Source organism: Corynebacterium sp. CNJ-954 (assembly GCF_001942345.1).
Classification (GTDB): Bacteria; Actinomycetota; Actinomycetes; order Mycobacteriales; family Mycobacteriaceae; genus Corynebacterium.
Genome location: NZ_MKKI01000011.1, coordinates 330,992 through 355,086 on the forward strand (window position 1 = coordinate 330,992; position 24,095 = coordinate 355,086).

14 protein-coding genes and 1 pseudogene are annotated in these 24,095 nt (G+C 64.2%); 8 read left to right on the forward strand and 7 right to left on the reverse strand.

All coding sequences use genetic code 11. The annotated features are described in order from the left end of the window. Positions 1–33: 33 nt before the first annotated feature. The 4 genes from BJF89_RS06235 to BJF89_RS06250 form a co-directional block, all read right to left on the reverse strand. Complete coding sequence (locus BJF89_RS06235; RefSeq protein WP_075813184.1) at positions 34–2,748, reverse strand: AAA family ATPase; 2,715 nt, start codon at positions 2,746–2,748, stop codon at positions 34–36. Positions 2,749–2,755: 7 nt separating this feature from the next. Continuing rightward, the gene (locus tag BJF89_RS06240) at positions 2,756–4,015 is read right to left on the reverse strand and encodes a metallophosphoesterase (protein ID WP_075813421.1); all 1,260 of its coding nucleotides are present in this window, start codon (positions 4,013–4,015) and stop codon (positions 2,756–2,758) included. After that, complete coding sequence (locus BJF89_RS06245) at positions 4,008–4,820, reverse strand: hypothetical protein (RefSeq protein WP_075813186.1); 813 nt, start codon at positions 4,818–4,820, stop codon at positions 4,008–4,010. The genes BJF89_RS06240 and BJF89_RS06245 overlap by 8 nt, the downstream gene beginning before the upstream one ends. Positions 4,821–5,070: 250 nt before the next feature. Then, a complete protein-coding gene (locus BJF89_RS06250; RefSeq protein ID WP_139311907.1) occupies positions 5,071–8,259 on the reverse strand; it encodes a DEAD/DEAH box helicase in 3,189 nt (1,062 codons plus the stop codon). 156 nt (positions 8,260–8,415) lie between these two features. On the opposite strand from BJF89_RS06250, the gene BJF89_RS19375 reads away from it, so the two are divergent. The 4 genes and pseudogenes from BJF89_RS19375 (at position 8,416) to BJF89_RS06265 (ending at position 12,512) form a co-directional block, all read left to right on the forward strand. Further along, a complete protein-coding gene (locus BJF89_RS19375; RefSeq protein ID WP_255372506.1) occupies positions 8,416–8,964 on the forward strand; it encodes an MFS transporter in 549 nt (182 codons plus the stop codon). After that, the gene (locus BJF89_RS19380) at positions 8,961–9,893 is read left to right on the forward strand and encodes an MFS transporter (RefSeq protein ID WP_255372507.1); all 933 of its coding nucleotides are present in this window, start codon (positions 8,961–8,963) and stop codon (positions 9,891–9,893) included. Before BJF89_RS19375 ends, BJF89_RS19380 begins: the two co-directional genes overlap by 4 nt. Positions 9,894–10,112: 219 nt before the next feature. Further along, positions 10,113–11,740: pseudogene (putP, locus tag BJF89_RS06260) on the forward strand (sodium/proline symporter PutP). Between the two features lie 100 nt (positions 11,741–11,840). Continuing rightward, positions 11,841–12,512, forward strand: a complete 672-nt coding sequence (locus BJF89_RS06265) for an HNH endonuclease family protein (RefSeq protein ID WP_255372508.1) — start codon at positions 11,841–11,843, stop codon at positions 12,510–12,512. A 36-nt stretch (positions 12,513–12,548) separates the two neighbouring features. On the opposite strand, the gene BJF89_RS06270 is transcribed toward BJF89_RS06265, so the two are convergent. Further along, on the reverse strand, positions 12,549–14,696 hold the full coding sequence (locus BJF89_RS06270) for a DEAD/DEAH box helicase (RefSeq protein WP_075813190.1): 2,148 nt from the start codon (positions 14,694–14,696) through the stop codon (positions 12,549–12,551). Positions 14,697–14,786: 90 nt separating this feature from the next. Here BJF89_RS06270 and BJF89_RS06275 point away from each other — a divergent pair, with 90 nt between their 5' ends. From BJF89_RS06275 to BJF89_RS06285, 3 genes are all read left to right on the forward strand, one after another. Then, positions 14,787–16,223, forward strand: a complete 1,437-nt coding sequence (locus BJF89_RS06275; protein ID WP_075813192.1) for an amino acid permease — start codon at positions 14,787–14,789, stop codon at positions 16,221–16,223. 102 nt (positions 16,224–16,325) lie between these two features. Beyond that, positions 16,326–17,798, forward strand: coding sequence for a glyceraldehyde-3-phosphate dehydrogenase (locus tag BJF89_RS06280; RefSeq protein WP_075813194.1), 1,473 nt, complete (start codon positions 16,326–16,328; stop codon positions 17,796–17,798). A 79-nt stretch (positions 17,799–17,877) separates the two neighbouring features. Next, positions 17,878–18,489 carry a hypothetical protein gene (locus BJF89_RS06285; RefSeq protein ID WP_075813196.1) on the forward strand — a complete coding sequence of 204 codons (612 nt, stop codon included), beginning with the start codon at positions 17,878–17,880 and terminating at the stop codon, positions 18,487–18,489. 37 nt (positions 18,490–18,526) lie between these two features. On the opposite strand, the gene BJF89_RS06290 is transcribed toward BJF89_RS06285, so the two are convergent. Further along, a complete protein-coding gene (locus BJF89_RS06290; RefSeq protein WP_075813198.1) occupies positions 18,527–19,303 on the reverse strand; it encodes a hypothetical protein in 777 nt (258 codons plus the stop codon). A 294-nt stretch (positions 19,304–19,597) separates the two neighbouring features. Between BJF89_RS06290 and BJF89_RS06295 the strand changes: the two genes are divergently transcribed. Next, positions 19,598–23,335: a multifunctional oxoglutarate decarboxylase/oxoglutarate dehydrogenase thiamine pyrophosphate-binding subunit/dihydrolipoyllysine-residue succinyltransferase subunit gene (locus BJF89_RS06295; RefSeq protein WP_075813200.1), complete on the forward strand. Its 3,738-nt coding sequence runs from the start codon at positions 19,598–19,600 to the stop codon at positions 23,333–23,335. Between the two features lie 101 nt (positions 23,336–23,436). On the opposite strand, the gene BJF89_RS06300 is transcribed toward BJF89_RS06295, so the two are convergent. Continuing rightward, positions 23,437–24,093, reverse strand: a complete 657-nt coding sequence (locus BJF89_RS06300) for a hypothetical protein (RefSeq protein ID WP_139311908.1) — start codon at positions 24,091–24,093, stop codon at positions 23,437–23,439. Positions 24,094–24,095: the final 2 nt, after the last annotated feature.

Below are 24,095 nucleotides of genomic sequence, written 5' to 3' on the forward strand. Positions count from 1 at the left end.
GCATGCGCACGGTGGTTAAGGTGTCTCCCCTCGCTACCCTCGCTGCAGCTCCGCCATCGAGGTCACTGTCGCCCCGGGGACGCTGTCGAACCGTCCCGGATCACAGGTGAGGATGATGATCTGGTTCGTCCTCGCCAACTGTGACAGTACGACGTTCATCCGGTGGATCCGGGCGGTGTCGGAGAAACCGAGTGCGTCGTCGATGACGACGGGGACTCCTTCACCGCGCCCGATGATGTCCGCGACCGCGAGCCTGGAGAGGATGGCGAGTTGCTCCCGCGCTCCGCCGGACAGTTGTGCAGCGTCAAGCGCGGTGGCGTCCAGCACCCGGCGCGAGATAGTGAGGTCCTCGTCGAACTCGATGCTCACGGCACGGCCGTACAGTGTCCTGGCCAGGCTTTCCACGGAGGCACGGTAAGGGGCTTCATAGCGACGCCGCGCGTCGTCCCGTGCTGCCTGGACGGCACGGTGAAGGGTCTCCGCCGCCTGCGCCTGCCGCCCGACCCGTTCCTCTGTCCGTTGTGCCCGCTGGAGTCGTGCGGCGGCCGCTTCAAGTCGTTCGGCCACACCACTGTGCTCACCCAAGGCACCGTTCGCCCTCGAGATCTCGTGACTGACCCGGTCGGCACGGTCACGTAACGTCGTCACCCGCGACTCGGCTCCCACCAGGAGCCCTTCAAGGGTGTCGAGGTCGCTGACGGAAGGATCGAGCTCGGCGGTCATCGCCTCCAGTTTTTCCGTCGCGTCCTCCAGCTCACGGTGCGACTGATCGACCTCTGTTCGCAGCTCATCGTCACTGACGTCCGCCCGCAGGCCCTCCAGTGCCGCCGTGAGATCCGCCACCCGCGCCGCCGCCCGTTTCTGTTCCTCGAGCCGACTGTTCAGAACGGCAGCGGCCCCGGTTCTGGCGAGGGTGTCCAGCTCCTCGCGGAGCCGATCGACCCGTCCTTCACACGCTTCAGTCTCCTGGAGCATCTCCTCCTTGTCTGCCTCCTCGGCGTGCGGTAGTTCAACCTCGTCGTCCGGGTCCTCGGCGTCGAGGGCCGCACGTGCCACAGACACCGCCTGTTCCGCCCGCCGGTGCTGCAGGTCGTGTTCCTCGATGTTCCGGTCGAGTTCCTCCAGTCCGAGCCCGCCGGTCGCCTGACTGACCTTGATCCTGAGTTCTGCGAGCTCGGCCTGGAGCTGACGGCGTGTCTCTGCTTTCCGGGTCACCGCCTCAACGGTGTCGACGCCCGCGTCGGCGAGCGCTGACTGCAGACGCTCCGCTGCGCTGTCGACGTCACCGCCGTCCTCCGGCCTCCCGACACCCTGCGCCGGGGTGATCGTGAGCGAAAAGTCGCCGAACTGCAGTGTGTGCCGGGAGGTCACACGAAGCTGTTCCGTGGCCTCACCGAGTTCGTACTCGTCTCCGTCGACCGAGTACCGTGCACCCGACACACCGGTCAGCTCGATCAACGTGGCCGAGGCATCCCGGACGCTCTCTGCCCTGGTCAGATCGGCATCGGCGCGCCGCACCGTCTCGACCACCTCCGCAGTAACGGGGTTCTGGTCGATGAGTTCACGGGTGACGGTGATCTTCTCCGCAATGCCGCGGGCGTCCTCCTGCTTCGACCGGAGCGTCTGCAGCGTCTCCGCCACGGTGTCGCGGTGCTGGACCGTGTCAAGGTAGCGAATGAACGCCGTCGTGGTGCGCGCATGTCGTCGCTCACGTGTCAACGCCGTCCGCAGCTCAGCCTCCTGCTGCTGTGCGCCCTCTGCGGCCTCCGAGGCCGCAACAGCCTCTGCGGTGGCCTTGTCGTACAGGTCAACGGCATCGGTCAGCTCAGTGACACGGTCCCGACGTACCTGGAGGCGTTGTCCCGCCAGCTCCAGTCGCTGCTGTGCTCCGGTCACACCCGCGCGACATTCATCCAGTCGGCGCTGTCGCTCCCGTCCCTTCTCCACGTTGACAGCCGCGGTTCTCGCCTCCTCCCTGGCGTGGGGCTCCTGCTGCGCAATGGTCTCTTTCTCCGCACGCAGACGCTCCAAGTCGATGATCAGCGTCTGCGCCTGGTCATACGCCTTTTCCGCTGCGGTGTGCTCCTCCAGCGCCGCCGTGTGCTCGTCCATCGCCGCTTTGTACTCTTTCGACGGTTTTCCACCCGGGGTGAAGTAGCGGGCCCTCTCCGTGGCGATCCTGTCCGCCAGGACTGCCGCTCCCCCGCCATCGGCGGTATCGGCGACACCGACACCGTCGTTCTTCTCAGCCCCCTCCGCCGTGTCTCTGTTCAGCGCCCTCTCCAGCGGTCCGAGGCCGGCAGCGGCGAGTTGGTCGAGACTCGCCCCCTGTTCCACCGTCAGCGCGTCGAGCAGGTCGGTGTCGACTTCCCCCCGCATGATCTCGGCGAACCGGTCCGACGCTTCCCTTCCGGTCAGGCTTTCCGCCCTGGGTGCTGTGACCCGCAGTTCACAACGTCCGCTTCCTTTGTTGAAGGCCTTGGTCAACTGTAGTTGAGTGTCCCCGACCACGAGCTCGGCAGAGATGGTGGTCGGCTCGTCGACGCTGACGTCTTTCAATGCCTTGACGTCCCGCCTCCGGGAACTTGTCGGGGTGTCGTCGAGCAGGAGACGGACCGCACGGAGCAGCGTCGATTTCCCAGCCTCATTGGGTCCGTGCACGACCAGCACGCCGCTTTCGGGAAACTCGAGATGGGCATGGCTGACACCTGCCACGTGGGACAGGGTGAGTGACCTGAAGTTCAGCATGTTCGTCCTAGTTCCCCTTCTGTGCGCTGAGCCGGTACAAGAGGCGCAATGCGTCGCGGGCATCGGCGTCATCGTGGGAGGCACGTTCGGCGAGTCCCCGGGCCGCCGCACCCACCACTCCTGGCCAGTCGGCGTCCGCCAGTTCGTCGTCCCCGGGAACCACGTGGAGATCCATCAACCGACGACGAGGATACAGCGCTGCGAAAGCCGGGGCGATGCGGTCAAGTTCCTCGTCAAGCACCGCCGCCGTAGCCAGATCAACTGATCCGGCCAAGGCGTACTTCACGACCGTCGTGCGTTTGTCCCGGATATCCTCGAGCCTGTTGATCCACTCGGCCACGTCCTCACTGCTGTTGATCTGTGCGGCGAGCGCTAGAAAACTCCAGCGACCTGTCTTGACCTCCTCGACACTGACCTGCGAGGCCCGACCTGCACCATCCCCGCCGGTAGGCAGGACGTCGACAACCAGGGCGTATCCTGATCTCGCTTCGCCGCCGCCTCCTTCTTCCCGGAAGTCGGTCACCTCAGGGCTCCCGGAGTACCAGACGGTCCCGTCAGGGTGGAGGGACGTGACGGAGTGGGTGTCCCCCAGGGCCAGCATGTCGATGACACCCTCGCGACAGGCCCTGGCCGCTGCATCAACGTCGATGACGGCGGGATCCTCCCCGGACGACCGTGACTCGGTGGCACCGTGGCCGACGAGAATCTTCACGTTCCGACCACCCGCATGCTCCGGGTGGTCCGGTCCTCCGGCTCCCGCCTCTCGGGCGAGAACGGAGGCCACCGGATCGGTGCTCATGTACTTCGACAGCAACGGCGCCCCGATGATCTCCGCGGCCGGAGAGCTGTCAGCACGCCCCGGGACAGGTCGCGGTCGGTTGTCATTGAGGACCTGGACCGCCGGTGCGAGCCCGTCAAACTCCTTCGACCGGTAGACACTGGCCGCGTCGTACGGATCATGATTTCCCGGGAGGAGAAACACCGGTACCGGACTCCGGCGGAGGACGTCCACAGTGCGCCGCCAGGTCACCGGGTCAACAAGGTTGTCGTCGAAGACGTCACCCGCCACGACGACAGCTGCGCACTGACGCGTTTCCGCGATGGCCAACAGTCTCTCCACCGCTGCTAGACGCGCCTCACGGTAGCGGGGCCCCGCCTCTTCCCCGAGAAACCAACGGTCCATACCCAACTGCCAGTCCGACGTATGGAGGAACCGGAAGACACCAGGATCAGGCGTCGTCGGCAGTTGCCGCAAAGAATCAGTCATGGTGACCACTACTATCATCCGGCCCGGACAGCCACGGTTCGCGTTCGAACACCTGCCCACCCCCGTCGTTCTCACCGGAGGGACTGTCGAGCACAGTCAACGCTTCGAAGCACCTCGTCAGGGTGTCGAGGACCCGGAGCTGGTCGGCATTGTTCCAGCTGAACTTGCGAAGCGCCGCGTCCCGGGCAGTCGTGTCACCGAGTTCCAGTCCGAACTCGACCTCGAGTGGCTCCCACACGGGAATATCCACAGGCGTCCCCCAGAACTCCGCCGGCGAGTACATGGCTTCCTGGTCATCGCCGGCTCCGCCGGCCTCACCCTGGATGTCAGTCGGGGTACCGGCGTTTTCCTCCCCGCCGTCAACGGTCTCGAGGAGCCGGTCCATGTCGATACCACGCCACGCCAGGAATGCGGAAGGATCGGCGGTGAACTCTGCGGCGAGTGCATAGGCGACACATACCCGGTGTTTGCAGAATGTCGCATGGTCCGGGCAGGAACAGTACGAATCGACGTAGTGTTCAACACCGAACAGGACGGTGGCTATCGATGACTGGGGGCGTCGCCCTGCCAGCAGGTTACGGACGCTCTCCGGGTGGTCACCGCATTCCCCGACGACGAAGTCGATCTGGCGACGTGTCAGCGGGCGCCACCGGATCTGCACCTCGAACGGTTCGAGTTGGGTGCCGCTGACGAGACCGTCGACCTGCCCGAGTTCGTAGTCGATACGGAGGACATTCCCACCACGGAAGTACGTGCGCCCACGTGAGAGTCGAGCCGAATCCGCCAGCGCAGTGGCCGTCCGCATCACTTGTCCGGCCGACCAACTTTCCGACGATGAGGATTGTTCCTCCCTCTCCGCGACCGACTTCTGCGGCTTCTCCGGCCCACGCGCCCCCGACGGGGTCGGCACAGTCGACCCGGGCGACGAAGGCGTTCTCCGCCTCGTCACAGACCTGTCGCGGGGCCGGGTGAAGTCAGCGGACACAACGTTGTCACCCCATTCGGGCTGCGGTATGCCGACGCGTTTCCGGTCTGTGCCCCGGCGTCGACGCCTGTCATCGACCATCGTCGTCCCCCGTCCTTCCTGCGTGGTTTGTCACCGGTCTCGCTCTGTCGCTTCCGGCGGTCTCTCTGGCGACAGACGAGCGGTTGAGCTGCCAGAGTTCGGCCAGATCCTGATCATTGAGGCTCGCGATCCACCCTTCACCGCTGGTGACTATGTCACCGGCCAGCTCCCGCTTCGAACTGAGAATGTCATTGATCCGTTCGTCCAGCGTACCGGTGGTCACCAGCTTGTGGACGGTCACATCTCTACCCTGCCCGATGCGGTACGCACGGTCGGTGGCCTGATCCTCGATGGCCGGATTCCACCACCGGTCGATGTGGACGACCACACTGGCACGGGTGAGAGTGATCCCGGTACCTCCTGCACGCGTCGACAGAATCATGACCTTGGGGCCACCGTCGGACTGGAAGTCGTCGACCATGGCTGACCGCGCTGATCTGCTGAGCCCTCCGTGAAGGACGGGAACACCCTCGTCGAGCGCCCCGAAGTGCCGTCTGAGTTCGGGTACGAGCATCTCCCCGAACGACGGGAACTGGGTGAAGACCAGCACCTTACGGTCGCGTGCCAGGGCGTCTTCGATGATCTCGAACAACCGCTCGACCTTCTTCGAGCGGTGTCGGCCGTTCTTCAGGAGTCCTGACCCGTCCCCCGAGAAATGGGCCGGATGGTTACAGATCTGTTTGATCCGCACCAGGGCTCCGAGGATGATGCCGCTGCGGCCCTTACCTTCAGCTTCTGCGATCCGCTGTTCGAGACTCTTCGTGTAAGCCTCGTACAGTGCTGCCTGCTCCTCCGTCAACCGCACGGTGTCGACCACTTCCCGCTTCTCGGGAAGGTTCAGCCCCATGGATTCGTCATTCTTGACCCGTCGGAGAATGAACGGCTCAACCAGCCGACGAAGCCGATCCAGAGAATCGCCGTCCTCGTACCTCTCAATCGGGATGGCCAGACGGTTCTGGAATGCGTGGGCACTCCCGAGTATTCCGGGGTTGCAGAAGTCGAGGATCGAATGCAGTTCCGCAAGCCGGTTCTCTACCGGAGTCCCCGTCAACGCCAGGTGATGGCCCGCTCTGATCGCCCGGACCGCCCTGCTCTGGGCGGTGCCGGGATTCTTGATGTTCTGCGCCTCGTCGACGACGACCCTCCCCCAGACGAGTCCGGAGTATCTGTCCGGGTTGCGGCTCACCGTCCCGTAAGTCGTCAGCACGATGTCGGATGACTGCGCTTTCTCCACGAACCCGGTACCGGCCACCTTCTTCGCACCGTGGTCAACGAGCACGGTCAGGGTGGGAACGTGTCGGCGCACCTCACTCTGCCACGTATCCAGGACAGACGTCGGGGCGACGACCAGTGTCGGCCCGTCACAGTCACCGGCCTCCCGCTCCCAGGCAAGGAGACTGAGGACCTGGAGGGTCTTGCCGAGACCCATGTCGTCGGCGAGGATCGCCCCGATCCGGTGCCGGTACATCCACACCAACCAGTTCAGTCCCCGACGCTGGTGGTCACGGAGCGGGGTCCGGACAGCCGAAGGCACCTCGATGATCTCCGGCGGCGCAATTGTCGGACGCTGATCCTCCTCTCCCGGCGCAGGGAAGAACGAACGGACCATCCGTGCCAACCATCCATCGGCGTCGACAGTGATGTCCCCGGCCTGAGCCTCCGGAGCCCCGTCGGCGACAGACGTCAACTGCGCATCGACAAGGTCAGCGAGAGTGAGTTGCGCTGTGCCCCCGTCATCCCCGGTCTCCGTCTCCGCATCACGGAGCTTCGCGAAGTAGCTGCGTGCCACACCGAGCGAATGCGTATCAAGGCGGACATAACGTCCCTGAATCTCGACAAGTGACGATGCCGTGGTCATCAACGTCGACATCTCCGACGCACTGAGTTGTTCTCCGTCAACCGACACCGACCAGTCGAACGACAGGACCTGTTCCAAGCCCATCTTCCCCGAGCCCGGCCCTTGGCCGACCGGAGTGACCTTCACCCGTACCTCCGGCCGCACCACCGACCATGCACGGGGCACGAGGACCTCCGTACCACCTGCAGTCAGCGCCTTCGCACCGTCCGCGAGAAGTCTCTCGACCTGGTCGGTGGACAAGGCAAGGTAGACCACCCGGTCCTTCTCGGGACGTCCCGTCAGGGACGACGCCGGCGGGAACCACACTTTAGTCCGGAGCCATGCCTCCACGGCCACGGAGAACTGCCTGAGCTCGGGCCAGGCACGGTAGGCCTGGTCCAGTCCTTCGCGCAGCGAGCGCCTCAGCGACTCCGTGGCTTCTGCGGCAGGGATCGGCTCGGCAGGTCCGTCGTCCACGGACATCCTGATCTCAAGACGCCACCGCGGTTCAGCGTGGTCGAGCTTTCCCTCGTCCGGCCGACCAGACACCGTCCCTGCGAGAGAATCAGGTTCCTCCAGCGAGAGCACCATCCTGGTCGATGCCTGCCGCGCCGAGGCACGCCAGGTATTGAGGGCTTCTGCCGTCACAGGATTCGCGCGCGAATCCGCCTCTCCGGTGAACAGCGACGAAATGAAGTGATTCTCCGGCACGCCGCCGACCAGGTCGACCCGGTCTTGAAGTAACTGGACGCACATCCAGTGCACCAGTTCGTCCGCAGCACGCAGCAGCACATCCGGCCCGCCGTTGAGGGTGAGCACCGCAGGAGCGGACGCCTGGAACTCGCGAAGCGCACGGTTATGCCCTCCGCTGGTGGACAGACACCAGGTGGGATACCACTGGCCGTCAGTGAACTGCATCTTCATCATCACGCGCCCGGCGTGGACCGCGTCGAGAAGAAAATCATAGAGACGAACAAGCCACATCGTCTCAGGGCTCAGACCGTCGACTGCCGCGTCGACGGCCTCCCCGGACGGGGTGCCAACGCCAGTTGCCGCCCTACGGTAACGGGACAACCTGCCGAGAACGACCAATGCCTGGTCAGGCGTGTACGCCTGCGTCGGCAATGCCAGCGACAGAATATGTCCCTTCGGGGTCGCCACACGGATGTCGCCACGACGACGCAAGGGGCGAGACAGCATCAGTGTGCGCAGAGGCCCGGGAAGGCCCCCATCCGGGATTTCGGAGGCGTCAACGACAGCCGTATGCCCTTCCGTCCGCTCCGCCCAGACATGGAGGCCGCTGCCCGCCAGCCACAGCAGATGCACCTGATGCTCAGTCACTCCCCTTGTGTACCACGCGGCACGGACACCGAACGACACCGATCGCCCCTCCCGCTTACCGTCACCATAGAGATAATTAATAGTTCCCATAGTTGGTGGGTTCTGCACACTTTCTGGTCTATGCTCAGACGTCCGCATACCGAAGGATGTGAAATGATGACCGAGACGACGGCACAGGGTGGCCGCCTGACGGAGGCCGACATACATGTGGTCGACCAGGACGAAATGAAGAAAGCGCTCCGCGCGACGCTCCTGGGAAACTTCATGGAATGGTTCGACATCGGCGTATTCGCCTATGTGATGACCTACATCACGCTCAACTTCTTTCCACTCCCCGACCCGTGGGGTGGGCTGGCGAGCTTCGCCACGCTCGCCGTCACCTTCCTAGTCCGCCCGCTGGGTGGGCTGATTCTCGGCCCACTGGGAGACAGGATCGGGCGACGCAAGATCCTCGCGTTCACCATCGTGATGATGTCCCTGGGCACCGCCCTTATCGGCGTACTACCGACCTACGCCCAGATCGGCGTCGCGGCACCGGTGCTGCTGGTCCTGTTGAAGTTCGTGCAGGGGTTCTCCACCGGCGGCGAGTATGCCGGCGCAGCGACCTTCATCGCCGAGTACTCCTCGGACCGTCGCCGTGGCTTCTGGGGTTCCTTCCTGGACCTGGGCTCCTATCTGGCTTTGCCGCAGCTGCATTACTGGTGACCGTCATCGAGATCTTCACCGATGACGGCCAGATGGAGAGCTGGGGCTGGCGCATCCCGTTCCTGCTGGCACTGCCGCTGGGCCTGGTCGGGGTGTACATGCGTTCACGGATCAAGGAGTCCCACACGTTCGAAGCATCGCAGGATTCGTCCCAGCGGCAGGCCGACGCCGCGATCGCGGCCGGCGCCCCCGCGCCGAGCCAGGGAATGCTCGCCCAGATCCGCTACCTGCTCCGACGCTTCTGGCCGCAGATGCTGATCGGTGCCGCGCTGGTCATGTGCGCACAGGTGGTGGGCTACGCGCTGACCACCTACATGCCGACCTACCTGACCGAGTCCCTGGGGTACGACACCCTCCACGGCAATGCCCTGCTGGTGCCCGTTCTCCTCATCGTCTCCCTCTGTCTGCCGCTGTTCGGGATGATCTCCGACCGTATCGGGAGACGCCCGGTCATGTTGACAGGATGCGCACTCGGCCTGGTCTTAGCCGTCCCAGCATTCCTGTTGATGATGATGGGGCATGTCTGGTCCACTCTGGCTGGCCTGATGATTGTCGGAGTCATCATGATGTTCCAGGTCTCAATCCAGGCGTCCGCCTTGCCGTCCCTGTTTCCCACCGAGAGTCGTTACACGGCGATGGGGCTCATGTTCAACATCGCCGTCGCCCTCTTCGGCGGGACAACCGGTTTCGTCATCAGTGCGATCCAGTCGGCGATCGGCTCCGATCTGGCAGGCGCGTACTACATCATGTTCGCCTGTCTCATCGGCGGCATCGGTGTCTACTGCATGAAGGAAAGCGCAGGACGCAACCTTCTGGGGTCAATGCCCACCGTGGACCATGAGAATGAGGTCCACGACGTTCTCGAAACCCTGGACGCCAACGACAAATATGATCTCGACACCATGCCGGTTCCCGACAGCTCCCGCTGACGGCACCCCTGGCGCCCTCGGGGTACCCAGGCACAACTGACACGGTTCCCTCCGGAATCATTGGAGGAACCTGGCAGGAATATGGGCGTTGTTCGCCATTCGGCTGGTGTTCGGGCCGTGGACATGGAAACCTTGCAGTGTCGCCGTCTCTGTTTTCCGGAGACGGCCGTAACTGATTGTTGACCAAGCGACCACTACGACCCCCCAAGGAGGCCCACGGTGAGTGAACAAACATGGTTCATTATCGCCATGGTGATCTATCTGGCTGTGATGCTCGGCATCGGCGTCTGGAGTTTCACCAAGACTGATAAATACGAGACTACATGGTCGGAGGCCGCGGCCTCCACCCGTTCGTCGCAGCGCTGTCCGCCGGTGCGTCCGACATGTCCGGCTGGCTGCTCATGGGCCTGCCCGGCGCACTGTTCATGTCCGGTTTCTCGGAGATCTGGATGGCCGTGGGTCTTCTGATCGGTTGCTGGATGAACTGGAAGCTGGTGGCTCCCCGTCTGCGCAGTTACACGGAGGTCTCCAACAACTCCATCACGGTTCCGTCGTTCTTCGAGAACCGCCTGCGTGACCACAGCCATACCCTGCGCGTCGTCGCAGGCATCATCATCCTGGTGTTCTTCACCTTCTACGTGTCCTCCGGCATGGTCGCCGGCGGGCGGTACTTCGAGTCCAGCTTCAACGGCGACTACCTCACCGGACTGCTGATCATCGGCGCTGTCACCGTGATCTACACCTTCGTCGGCGGCTTCCTCGCGGTGTCCTACACCGACGTGGTGCAGGGTTCCATGATGTTCCTGGCACTGATCCTGGTGCCGGTCTTCGCCATCACGTCGCTGGACAACCCGGGTGACATCTTCACGTTCCAGCTCGACAACGACTACGGCGATGTCGCGAACATGGTCGGTGCGAACTCGAACTTCTACAACCTGTTCCAGTTCAATGACACCACCGCCTGGGCAGCGTTCATCATCATCATCTCGAACCTCGCCTGGGGACTGGGGTACTTCGGTCAGCCGCACATCATCGTGCGGTTCATGGCCATGCGCAAGCCTGCCGATGCAGTCGCCGGTCGTCGCTACGGTGTGACCTGGATGTTCCTGTGCCTCGTCGGCGCTGTGTTCATCGCCATCAGCGCCCCGGCTTTCTTCGCGGAGAACGGCGATGCGTTCTACTCCGACACCGCGAACTACGAGACCAACTTCCTCGACATGGCGAAGGTGCTCTTCCACCCGCTGGTCGCAGGTCTGATCCTGACCGCCGTGCTCGCGGCGATCATGTCCACGGTCTCCTCCCAGCTGCTGGTGGTCGCCTCGGCGCTGGTGGAGGACATCTACGCCGGAATGATCAACAAGAATGCCTCGGACACACTGCTGAAGAACCTGTCCCGCATCATGGTCATTCTCGTGGCGGTCGTCGCCGCTCTGATTGCACTGGATCCGGACTCTGCGATCCTCGGACTCGTCGAGTTCGCCTGGGCAGGATTCGGTGCGGCCTTCGGCCCGGTCGTCATTGCCGCGCTCTACTGGAAACGTCTTAACGCCCAAGGCGCAGCAGCCGGCATGATCGGGGGCGCCCTCGTTGCCTTCATCTGGGGCGGACTGCCTCAGTTCGGGGTCATGGACAAGCCGTTCGGCCTGTACGAGATGATCCCGGGCGTCGCCCTCAACGTCATCCTGATGGTGGTTGTCACGCTCGCCACGAAGGCCCCCAGCAAGGAAATCACCGACGAGTTCGACGAAGCGGTCCGCTTCGCCCAGCTCACCGTCGGCGACGGAGATGCTGACCTCGACGCCGTCCGCGACAAGGTCGACGCCGAATCCTCACAGGGGAAGATCTGACTGTGATGATCTGACCCGGAGGGGAACCTCTGGACCGGCCGGGAGGGTCTCTCTACTCATGAGACTCCCCCGGCCGGTTTCGTCTGTCACGGTGCCCCTCATGGTCATCCTGCTGCTGGCTCTACCAGTCTGGTATGCAGTCGGACCGGGTACCAGTGGTCGGACGGCCGCACCACGTCCTGTCGACCGTTCCACAGTCGCGCAGTCGCTGGAGCACCTCACCACCGTTCCCCGACGTATCCATGTTCTCGGCTACTCCCGCGACCACTTCGGCGGGTGGGCACAACAATGGTGGAAAGACCCCGGCGGCGACCCAGACGGGCACACTGGTGCCCAGTGCAGTACCCGGCACGTCGTCATGTTGCACACCTTCGACGTCCGGTCTCCTGGTGACGAGGGCTCCTGCCCCACCCCTGTCGGCCTGATCACCGACGTCTACACCGGGGAGCCACTCTCACCCGACGATGTGGAGATCGACCATGTCGTCCCCCTGTCCGCAGCCTGGGATCACGGCGCGTGGGCGTGGAACCGCGCGGAGCGCGTGTCCTTCGCCAATGACCTCGACGTGAACCTGCTCGCCGTGGCGAGCGCCGTCAACCAGGCGAAGAGCGACGCGGGTCTGGGCGAATGGCTTCCACCGACAGCAGAAGCCGGCTCCCCTTCGGAAGCCGGCTGTGCCTATGCTGCGAGATATCTCGCTGTGTGTCTCCGCTACGAACTGACCGTCAGCGACGACGACGCCGCCACCGCGAGACAATCATGCGGGATGTGACCGTCACTGACGACCACTCCCCCACATACGCCCTGATCAGTCCCGGCGGGCTCCACGGTTACCGCGGTAGCTGCCACGTCCGCCGCGGTCTCCGCGGTCACGGTCACTGCGGTCACGGTCGAAACGTCCACCGCGGTCGTTTCGGTCGTTGCGGCCCCGTCCTCCACGGTCACCACGGTCACCGCGGTCGCCGCGAGGACGTCCGCCGCCGCGGTGGCCACCACGGTCGCGGTCGCCGTCCTGGCGGTGTCGGGCCGGGCGTCCGGAGGGAGCTCCGGGATCGGGTTCGATGTTGATCAGCTTGCCGGAAATGCGCGTCTGGTCAAGGGACTCGAACACTTCCTTCGGCAGATCGGACGGCAGTTCGACCAGAGAGTGCTCGGAGAAAATGCTGATCCGACCGAAATCGCGGGAGTTCATGTTGCCCTCGTTGGCGAGAGCTCCGACGATTGCACCCGGGCGCACGCGCTGGCGGTGGCCGACGCCGATCCGGTACACGGACAGGGACTTGCCGTTACGGTCAGTGACCGTGGGAGCCTGCTTGTTGAACCGCTCGTTGAAGGGGCGGTGCACACCGGACTGCGATTCAGAGCCGTCCCTGCGATCCGGTCGGTCATTGCGGTCCCGACGATCCCGCCGCGGAGGCTCCTGGATTTCCTCCATGTAGAACGGTTCCTTGCCCTGCAGTTTCGCTGCCAGAGCCGCGGCGATCTCCGTGGGGTCAACCTCGTTCTCCTCGGCGTAGGTCGAGATCAGGTCGCGGAACGTATCAACCTGCTTACCCTTCCGAGCCTCAGTGATCGACGCGTGGAACTTGTTCTTGCGCGCTTCGTTGACCTTGTCGACGCCGGGAAGCTCAATCTCGTTGAGCTTGGACTTCGTCGCCCGCTCGATGTTCTTGAGCAGACGTCCCTCGCGGGGGGTCACGAACAGGATCGCACGTCCGTGGCGGCCTGCACGACCGGTGCGTCCGATACGGTGGACATAGGACTCCGTGTCGCGCGGGATGTCGTAGTTGAACACATGGGTGATGCGCTCGACATCGAGCCCACGGGCCGCGACGTCGGTGGCGACCAGGATGTCCAGGCGCCCGTCCTTCAGCTGGTCGACAGTACGTTCACGCTGGTTCTGCGGAATGTCGCCGTTGATGGCCGCCGCATCGAACCCACGCTCGCGCAGCTTCTCGGCGATCTCTTCGGTGTCGTTCTTCGTACGGACGAAGAGGATCATCGCCTCGAAGTCCGTGACTTCGAGAATGCGGGTCAACGCATTGAGCTTGTTGCGGTAGGTGACGTACAGGTAGTCCTGCTCGATGTTCTCCGCGGTACGCTGCGTGGACTTGACGGTGATTTCCGCAGCATCATTGAGGTACTGCTTGGACAGGCGACGGATCGCCGACGGCATCGTGGCCGAGAACAGGGCGACCTGGCGGTCGTCCGGGGTGTCGGACAGGATGCGCTCGACATCGTCCTGGAAGCCCATGTTGAGCATCTCGTCGGCCTCGTCGAGGACGAGGAACCGCAGACCGGACAGGTCGAGGCTGCCCTTCTCCAGGTGGTCGATCACACGGCCGGGTGTGCCGACCACCACGTGCGCGCCGCGACGGAGACCCGACAACTGGGCACCGTAGGGGGCACCACCGTAGATCGGCAGTACGCTGACACCACCGAGCTGGTTGGCGAAGGACTCGAAGGAATCAGCGACCTGCAGTGCGAGTTCTCGCGTGGGAGCGAGAACCAGGACCTGCGGCGTGCGCTGGTTGATGTCCAGACGAGACAGGGCCGGCAGCGCGAACGCTGCGGTCTTGCCGGTACCCGTCTGCGCCAGGCCCACGACGTCCCGTCCCTCCATTAGGGTCGGGATCGTGGACGCCTGGATCGGCGACGGCGTGGTGAACCCGACACCGGCGACGGCGTCGAGGATCTTCTGCGGCAGGCCGAGTGAATCGAAGCCGTTGGTGTCGGCCGCGCTCTCCTCGGTCTTCTCGTTCTCTGTTCGGATGTTGTTCTCGGTGACGTCCCCGTCCACAGTGCTCTCGGGAATCTCTGCGCCCACTACGTCACCGAGGTCCGTCGACCCCGTGACCGGGGAGGCGGCATCCTCGTGCAGATTCTCCTGAGGTACTGACGACTGGGATGTTTCCGGCATTTTCTCGTCGCCGGTCACGTTCTCAGTTTCAGACATTGACTTCACAGTACGTTGTCGGAGCGGCAAAAGCGATTCGGCCGCCCTGTGCTGTGATATAGGACTCTCCGATGGTTAGTATGTGAGTCCGTGAGTGACACAAGCGCCCCCGCACGGCAACCGCGACAGTTGCGCCGCACCCTGACCCACCGGCACATACATTTCATCGCCTTGGGCTCCGCCATCGGCACCGGCCTCTTCTACGGCTCCTCCGGTGCCATCGGGGCCGCCGGTCCCGGTGTCGTCTTCGTCTATCTCCTCGGCGGGGCAGTCGTCTACTTCATGCTCCGGGCACTCGGCGAGATGGCGGTCGAGGATCCTGCACCGGGCTCTTTCGCGGAGTACTGCCGTCGCTACCTGGGAGGTTGGGCCGGGTACATCACGGGCTGGATGTACGCCTTCGAGATGATCATCGTCTGTCTCGCCGACCTCACCGCCATCACGGTGTACATGACGTTCTGGTTCCCCGAGACCCCCGGCTGGGTGTGGGTGGCCGTCGCCCTCCTCGTCGTCGGGGCGGCCAACCTGGCCAGTGCCCGCTGGTACGGCGAACTGGAGTTCTGGTTCACCTCTATCAAGGTGACCGCCGTGATCGCCATGATCCTCGGCGGCGCCGCGATTCTTGTGTTCAACGTGGACACCGGCGGTTCGGCCGGATTCGACAATCTCTGGAACGACGGCGGCCTGTTCCCCAACGGCGTCACCGGTGTCTTCAGCGCACTCATCCTCGTTCTGTTCGCCTTCGGCGGGACGGAGATCATCGGTGTCACTGCCGGTGAGGCGACTGACCACGAGAAGACGATCCCCAAAGCGGTCAACACGGTGCCGATGCGCATCCTTCTCTTCTACATTCTGGCGATCCTCGTGATCGTGGCGGTGATCCCGTGGCGCGACATCACCGGCGAGGAATCGCCGTTTGTCCAGATCTTCAGCGGTCTCGGTATCGGCTGGGCGGCGGCGGCCCTCAATGTGGTGGTCATTTCCGCCGCGCTCTCCGCGATCAACTCCGACCTCTACGGGGCCGGACGCGTGGTTTTCGGTATGGCACGACAGGGCTTGTCACCGAGGATCTTCGCCCGGCTCAACCACCGCGGTGTCCCGGTGACGACGATCGGCGTGATGCTGGTTGTGTTGCTGGTCGGCGTAGCGCTGCAGTTGGCGAGCGACACCGCCGCGGACATGTTCCAGAATATCGCCGCGCTGGCGACCTTCGCCACGGTTTTCGTGTGGTTGATGATCCTGCTCGCACATCTCGGCAGCCGGTACCGGTCACGCGACAAGGGCGATGCAGCTCCTGAGGACCGCGCGTTCCCCGTCCCTCTGTGGCCCGTCGGCCAGTACTTCGCCATCGCGGTCATTCTCGTCACGTTCGGCACCATGGTCTGGATGGACGAGTACCACTCTGCGTTGTGGGCCGGCGTCATTTTCCTGGTTGTCATGACCGCCTTCTACCCCCTCGCCCGTCGCCGGGCCGCAGCAGTCCAGGCTTCCACCTCACTCCGGGGGGATGAACCGGCGGCCGACTAGGTGTCTGACGGCCCGTTAACTTACCTTTGTAGTGTCCTTTTACCCCCTTACCGGGGATATTCAACCCCTCCCAGCCCATCACCCCAAGGAGCTCCCCCGCCCATGAGTGCACAGGCCCCCGATTCCCAGAGTGACTGGAACTCCCGCATTCTGCTCGCCGAACAGATCCTTCCCCTGCTGTCGCGACTGCACCGCGAGCACAATGTCGTGACGTCCGTCTTCGGACGACTGCTCATCAACGTCACCGGCGTCGACGTCATCAAGTCCCACCGTTATGCACGTCTGGTCACGGACCGCGAACTGCCGTTGAGCTCGACCCTTCCCATCCTGCAGGAACTGGTTGAGATGAATCTGGGAACTGCATCCATCGACCTCGGCCGTCTTGCGACCGGGTATGAGGCCGAAGGTGCCTCCGCCGGGAGCCTCCGCAGTTACCTCGAGCGTGAGCTCTCCGAGGTGGTCGGCGGCCACTCCGAGAAGGAGCCCACCGACGTCGTACTCTACGGTTTCGGACGGATCGGCCGACTGCTGGCGCGCATCCTCATCGCCCGCGAAGCCGCGTACGGTGGCGTCCGCCTGCGGGCGATCGTCGTCCGACGTAACGGTGACGACGACCTCGAGAAGCGCGCCAGCCTGCTACGACGCGACTCCGTTCACGGCGCTTTCGACGGGACGATCACCGTCGACACCGACAAGGAGATCATCTGGGCCAACGGCACCCCGATCCAGGTCATCTACTCCAACGATCCGGCACAGGTCGACTACACCTCGTTCGGCATCACGGATGCGGTTCTCGTCGACAACACCGGACGGTGGCGCGACCGTGAAGGACTGTCCCAGCACCTCACAGCACCCGGGGTCAGGAAGGTGCTCCTGACGGCCCCCGGCAAGGGAGACGTCCGCAACCTGGTCTACGGCATCAACCACGCCGACATCACCGACGGCGACGCCGACAACATCCTCTCGGCCGCCTCCTGCACCACGAACGCCATCACCCCGGTCCTCAAGGTGATCAACGACAGGTACGGCATCAGCCACGGTCATGTGGAGACCGTCCACTCCTTCACCAACGACCAGAACCTCATCGACAACTTCCACAAGGGCGATCGACGTGGCCGCGCAGCAGGGTTGAACATGGTGCTCACGGAGACCGGTGCTGCGAAGGCCGTCGCCAAAGCCCTCCCGGAGCTCGAAGGCAAGCTCACAGGCAATGCCATCCGCGTGCCCACCCCGGACGTGTCGATGGCGGTACTGAACCTCACCCTCGACAACGCCACCAGTCGTGACGAGGTCAACACCTACCTCCACAAGGTCGCGCTGCACTCCAACCTCCGCCAGCAGATCGACTACATCAAGTCTCCTGAGGTGGTCTCCACCGACTTCGTCGGCTCCACCCATGCCGGCATCGTGGACGGACTGGCCACGATTGCTGACGGCAACAACCTGGTCGTCTACGTCTGGTACGACAACGAGTACGGCTACTCCAACCAGGTCATCCGCATTGTCGAGGAGATCGCCGGGGCCCGGCCCCGGGTCTTCCCACGACGGGTCTCGCCGGCGGAGCTCTTCCAGTAGAAGGGTCTGTCGAACGGATGTTCGACAGGGGCGCCTCGGTCGACCCGCGTGTCCACCACCGGCCGTAACGTGCCGGGGCATGGACAACACCGACCGCGCCACCGCACCGGCAGTCTCCCTCCGCGCCCTCATGCGTCGGCCACTCAGCGCGCTGAAGCCCTCCCCCTCCGTCAGCCGCGCAGCCGACCGGTGTGCGGGCGTTCTGCGCCACCCTCGTAGCCGGATCCAGGTGGCGCCGGGCTGGCAGGCACCCTCACTGCAGATCGCCCTGCCGACGGGCCCCGCTCAGGTGTTCCTGTCACGCCACCGGGTGTCGCCCGCGATGTGGCGCAGACTCACCGGTTACGACGCGCCAGACTCCCGGTCCGCACCTGCATGCCATCTGGTCACACTGACGGCGTTGGTGACGCCGTCAGAAATCAGCGGGTCAGAACGAAATATGACCGTGGACGTCCACTCACTGTTTCGTAGGATACTGATTCCACCGGACTACGCCGACCGTCCAGAGGAGGGAGAACTCTCTGTCACTGACTGTGTCCCCTGGCTGTCAGAGGACATATGCGGCGAGCCGACCTCCGACGGGCGACGCCTGGAGTGGACATGGCATGCCCTGACCAACGGGGAGCCCGGGCGTCCCGTGCCGCACGGTCACCGACGCGACCTCCGGGGCAGGCACGGCAACGTCGCCTGATCAGAGGAACCGGCGGCGGTTCGGTCCCAGGGACAGATCACAGCTCCCTGTCGCCGACCTCGTCCTCCGCGGGGCCGTCCCCGGCGGCGTCGTCCTCCCAGAGCGTTTCCAGCGGAACCAGGAGCGACTCCCAGTGGGCCGCCTGGACCTGCGCGAGCGCAAGCACATCGAAGAGTCGGTCGAAATCTGTGTACTCCCCCAGGTCGAGAACTTCCTCGGACATGTCCGCGACATTGGCGACGAGACCACGGAACATGGCCTGACGCTCCATCTCTGAATACTCCTCGCTCAAGGCACCGTCATCCCACACGTCGGCAATCGCCTGATCCATCAGATCCTCGAAGCCCTCCCCCAACGAGATGAACTCGACGTGGGCGGTGGGCTCCACGGACTCCCCGTCAAGCGTGACAACCAGCTCGGAACTCTCCCCGATCTCCGCCGAAACACGGAGCGCGTCGCTGGCGTCCTGCTCGAACTGCAGATCGACAATCCGCGAGTCGGTTCCGTCGATCAAGTCACGGATGACACCCACCACGAGGTCCGTGGCGACATGTCGTGCGACGGTGGCAACGGCGTCCTCCACGGAGAACACCACGCCGACCAGTGCCGCCTCGAACTCCTCGTCGTCCTCTGCCACGTCGGCCATGGCAAGGAAGACGTTCGCGGCCGACAAGCCGGCAGGCACACCGTCCTCGATCTCGACGAACTGAATCTCCAGGTCCGTGGACACCGGAACGAAAAGGGTCCCGTCGTTGACCCTGGACTCGATCCCCTCCGAATCCAGGGACTCTGCAACATCCTCATAGAACCCCATGGCGGGTGCCTCCTAGGTACCTAGTCCAAACGTTGTGCAGCACGCGCCGGTCTCACGCGGCCCGCCTACCGGAACTCCCCCATGCTAGCCCAGTTCCGCCGCGGCAGCGGAGACGGAAAACGGTCATTTTGCCGACAGAACAGGACGTCCGTCACACCAGGCCGGGAAAGTTACTGAAAACATACCCTCATCTGCCTGTTTCGACGCCAACCCCGACGGATTCACCGTTCGCGGTGTTGTAGTAGGGTGGAGCGTCGAGATTGACCACATCATGAAATGAGGCGAGGACCTGCTGTGAACAGCACCAATTTCGGCCAAAATGAATGGCTGGTCGACCAGATGTACCAGCAGTTCAAGGAAGACCCCCAGTCCGTTGATCCGGAGTGGCGGGAACTCTTCAACAAGCGGCCGGACACGGTTGACCACGCCTCGGGGACTCAGTCCCCGAGCTCCACGACCTCCGGGAACGGCGGCAAGCCCGCCGAGACGAAGAGCACGCCGGCTGCAAAGGCCACGAAGGCCACAGGCTCCGTCGAGAACAAGACCAAGAGCGCGCCGAAGGGTGCGCCGGCCTCCCCGAAGAAGTCGCTTTCTGCATCGGTTAACCCGATTCCGGAACGCGTCGCACCTCCGGCCCCGAAGGGGCCCGCTGAGGCACCTGCCGCCGGTGAGCACCCGCTCAAGGGGGCCCAGAAGTCCATCGCGAAGAACATGGACATCTCACTGGAGATCCCCACCGCCACCACGGTGCGCGACATGCCCGCCAAGCTCATGTTCGAGAACCGGGCCATGGTCAATGACCACCTGCAGTCCCGCGGCAAGGGCAAGATCAGCTTCACCCACATCATTGGCTGGGCAATGGTCAAGGCAGTTCAGGCCCACCCGTCGATGAACAACAGCTACAAGGTCGTCGACGGCAAGCCCGTCCTCGTCACCCCCGAGCACATCAACCTCGGCCTGGCCATCGACATGGTCAGCAAGAACGGTGCCCGCAACCTCGTCGTCGCCGCCATCCGCGAGTGCGAGACGCTCACTTTCGACGGATTCGTCGACGCCTACGAGGACATCGTCAAGCGCGCCCGTATCGGCAAGCTCACGATGGACGACTTCAGCGGGGTGACCATCCAGCTGACCAACCCGGGCGGCATCGGCACCCGCCACTCGGTGCCCCGCCTCACCCGTGGTCAGGGAACGATCGTCGGCGTCGGCGCCATGGACTACCCCGCGGAATTCGCCGGGGCGTCCGAGGACCGTCTCGCAGACATGGGTGTCGGCAAACTGGTCACCATGACCTCGACGTACGACCACCGCATCATCCAGGGCGCGGAGTCCGGCGAGTTCCTCCGCGACATCAGCAGGCTGCTGATCAACGACGAGTTCTGGGACGACCTGTTCGCCGCGATGTCGGTGCCTTATGCTCCGGTCCGTTGGAGCCAGGACCTGCCGAACATCGGTGTCGACAAGTCCACCCGTGTCATGCAGCTCATCGAGGCTTACCGCAGCCGTGGCCACCTGATCGCCGACATCGATCCGCTGCAGTGGACCCAGCCGGGGCTTCCGGTGCCCGACCACTCCGACCTGGAGATCGAGACCCACGGACTGACCCTCTGGGACTATGACCGTAGCTTCAACGTCGGTGGATTCGCCGGACGCGAGAAGATGACCCTGCGCGAAGTCCTCGCGACGTTGCGCCGTGCGTACACACTCAAGGTCGGTTCCGAGTACACCCACATCCTCGACCACGACGAGCGTCAGTGGCTGGAGGAGCAGATCGAGGGTGGCCAGCCGAAGCTGTCCAACCCGGAGCAGAAGTACCTGCTGCAGACCCTGAACTCCGCCGAGGCGTTCGAGAACTTCCTGCAGACCAAGTACATCGGCCAGAAGCGGTTCTCCCTGGAAGGCGCTGAGTCACTCATCCCGCTGCTCGACGCTGCCGTTGACTCGGCTGCCGAGCAGGGCCTTGAAGAGGTTGTCATCGGCATGCCCCACCGCGGGCGTCTCAATGTCCTGGCCAACATCGTCGGCAAGCCGTACTCGAAGGTATTCACGGAGTTCGAGGGCAATATCGAGCCCACGGTGGCCGGTGGATCCGGCGACGTGAAGTACCACCTCGGCCAGACCGGCCAGTACACCCAGATGTTCGGCGACAATGACATCGACATCACCCTGACGGCGAACCCCTCGCACCTCGAGGCTGTCAACCCGGTGATGGAGGGTATCGCCCGCGCCCACCAGGACATCTCCACCAACGGTCACGATCACCCGATCATGCCGATCCTGATGCACGGCGACGCCGCTTTCACCGGACTGGGTATCGTCCAGGAGACCATCAACCTCGCGAAGCTCGACGGCTACACCGTCGGTGGCACCGTGCATGTGGTGGTCAACAACCAGATCGGCTTCACCACCACCCCTGATGCGGGACGTTCCACCCACTACGTCACCGACCTCGCCAAGGGCTTCGACGCACCGATCTTCCACGTCAACGGCGACGATCCGGAGGCTGTCGTCTGGGTGGCACGCCTGGCGGTCGAGTACCGCCGCCGCTTCGGTAAAGACGTCTTCATCGACCTCGTCTGCTACCGGCGTCGTGGTCACAACGAGTCCGACGACCCGTCGATGACACAGCCGGAGATGTACGACCGTATCCAGGACCGGACCACCGTCCGCGCCCTGTACCACGACACGCTGGTCGGACGCGGCGAACTGTCCGAGGAAGACGCGCAGCGCGCCGCCGATGACTTCCAGGGACAGCTGGAGACCGTGTTCAACCAGGTCCGGGAAGCAGAGAAGGGCGCCACCCCTGCCGAGCAGACCGGCATCGCCGGTTCGCAGTCCCTGACCCGCGGGTTGGACACCTCCATCTCCCGCGAGGTCCTCGAGGCCGTCGGGGACGCTTTCACCGGCGTGCCGGAGGGCTTCAACGTCCACCAGCGGGTCAAGCCGGTCGTCAAGCGTCGTCAGGAGATGACCCGGAAGGGTGGCATCGACTGGGCCTTCGGTGAGCTCCTCGCATTCTCCACCCTCGCGCAGGACGGTCGACTCGTCCGACTGGCTGGCGAGGATTCTCTGCGGGGCACGTTCACCCAGCGCCACGCAGTGCTCTTCGACTCCGAGACCACTGAGCCCTACAGCCCGCTCGAGAAGCTCGCCGAAGAGTCCGGCAACGGTGGTTCCTTCCGTGCCTACAACTCCCCGCTGACCGAGTTCGCGGGTCTCGGCTTCGAGTACGGCTACTCCGTCGGCAACCTCGACGCCGTGGTGGCCTGGGAGGCGCAGTTCGGTGACTTCGTCAACGGTGGACAGACGATCATCGACCAGTACATCGCCTCCGGTGAGGCGAAGTGGGGTCAGCTCTCAAGTGTGATCCTGCTGCTGCCGCACGGTTACGAGGGCCAGGGCCCGGACCACTCCAGCGCCCGGATCGAACGATTCCTGCAGATGGCTGCCGAAGGTTCGATGACGATCGCGCAGCCGTCCACCCCGGCGAACCACTTCCATCTGCTGCGGCGCCATGCCATGGGCACGATGCGCCGTCCGCTGGTGGTCTTCACCCCGAAGTCGATGCTCCGTAACAAGGCGGCGACCTCTGCGGTGGAGGACTTCACCGACGTGACGAGCTTCCGCTCCGTCCTCGATGATCCCCGCCTGAGCGACTCCGCCGCCACGCACGACGACATCACCACCGTCCTGCTGTGCTCGGGGAAGATCTACTACGACCTGGAGAAGAAGCGTCAGGAGGACGAGCGCGACGACGTCGCCATCGCCCGCGTGGAGATGCTGCACCCGTTGCCGCACAACCGCATCAAGGAGGTTCTCGACCGGTACCCGAACGCGGAGTTCCGCTGGGTGCAGGACGAGCCCGCCAACCAGGGCCCGTGGCCCTTCGTTGCCCTGAACCTGCCGGAGCGCATCGAGGGTCTGAAACTGAAGCGGGTCTCCCGTCGGGCCCAGTCCTCGACGGCGACCGGCCTGGCCAAGGTCCACAAGCTTGAGCAGGAGCAGCTGCTCAACGAGGCGTTCGCAAAGTAGCCCCTCAGCCTGCCTTCCCGGTAGGCACCCGGTAGTCCGCAAAACCCGGCGGGGAAGACACGACAGTGACCTTCCCCGCCGGGTTTTCTGCCGTCTGTCAGCTAGTCGTCGTCTCCGTCGGCGGCGAGATCGTCGCTGGACACGCCTCCCGCCACATTGTTCAGCGCCCGACGGTCCGACCGCTCCAGTGCCGTCTTACGGTAGACGGCAACCGTGTTCTGCGGTAGCGAATCATCGTCACACGCGACAGCTTCCCCCGGGTCGCTGGCCTGGAGATCTGTCGGGAGAGCCGAGAACATGGTCGTGTGGGCGATATCACGCCACTGGCTCGGATCTGCGCCCTCGTCACGCGCCTGTGCATAGAGACCCCGGAGCTCCTCGCCCTTCACCGGGTCAAGAACGTCGAGCAACTCACCGACACACCCCAGGACGACGTTGACCTCACCGTTGTGGAGCAGATCCAGCCGGTCCGCACCATCAATGTCCCGGAGCTCGACCGAGCGGCCTGTCCCGGCGAAAGCGTTCTCGTAGCTCTCGGCCAACCGGTGCTGCACCGGATCATCCGTGAGACCCAGGTAGATCGGACCGGACGTCTCCTCCGCCATCTGCAGCTCCGCCGGGCCGGTCACTCCTCCCGCCGAACAACCGGAGAGTCCCACCGCTACCGTCGTGCAGGCCACCGCCGTCGCGAGAGTGACGCGTCGGTCCCGCCGACGTCCCGGCTGCACCGTCGCCGTCGCCCTCCAGAAGCGTCTCACAC

What these genes read in the sequence shown, in the direction of transcription:
- BJF89_RS06235 (WP_075813184.1), bottom strand. Translation starts at nt 2,748, where the DNA reads ATGCTGAACTTCAGGTCACTCACCCTGTCCCACGTGGCAGGTGTCAGC.
- BJF89_RS06240 (WP_075813421.1), bottom strand. Translation starts at nt 4,015, where the DNA reads ATGACTGATTCTTTGCGGCAACTGCCGACGACGCCTGATCCTGGTGTC.
- BJF89_RS06245 (WP_075813186.1), bottom strand. Translation starts at nt 4,820, where the DNA reads ATGCGGACGGCCACTGCGCTGGCGGATTCGGCTCGACTCTCACGTGGG.
- BJF89_RS19375 (WP_255372506.1), top strand. Translation starts at nt 8,416, where the DNA reads ATGACCGAGACGACGGCACAGGGTGGCCGCCTGACGGAGGCCGACATA.
- BJF89_RS06265 (WP_255372508.1), top strand. Translation starts at nt 11,841, where the DNA reads ATGGTCATCCTGCTGCTGGCTCTACCAGTCTGGTATGCAGTCGGACCG.
- BJF89_RS06270 (WP_075813190.1), bottom strand. Translation starts at nt 14,696, where the DNA reads ATGTCTGAAACTGAGAACGTGACCGGCGACGAGAAAATGCCGGAAACA.
- BJF89_RS06280 (WP_075813194.1), top strand. Translation starts at nt 16,326, where the DNA reads ATGAGTGCACAGGCCCCCGATTCCCAGAGTGACTGGAACTCCCGCATT.
- BJF89_RS06285 (WP_075813196.1), top strand. Translation starts at nt 17,878, where the DNA reads ATGGACAACACCGACCGCGCCACCGCACCGGCAGTCTCCCTCCGCGCC.
- BJF89_RS06290 (WP_075813198.1), bottom strand. Translation starts at nt 19,303, where the DNA reads ATGGGGTTCTATGAGGATGTTGCAGAGTCCCTGGATTCGGAGGGGATC.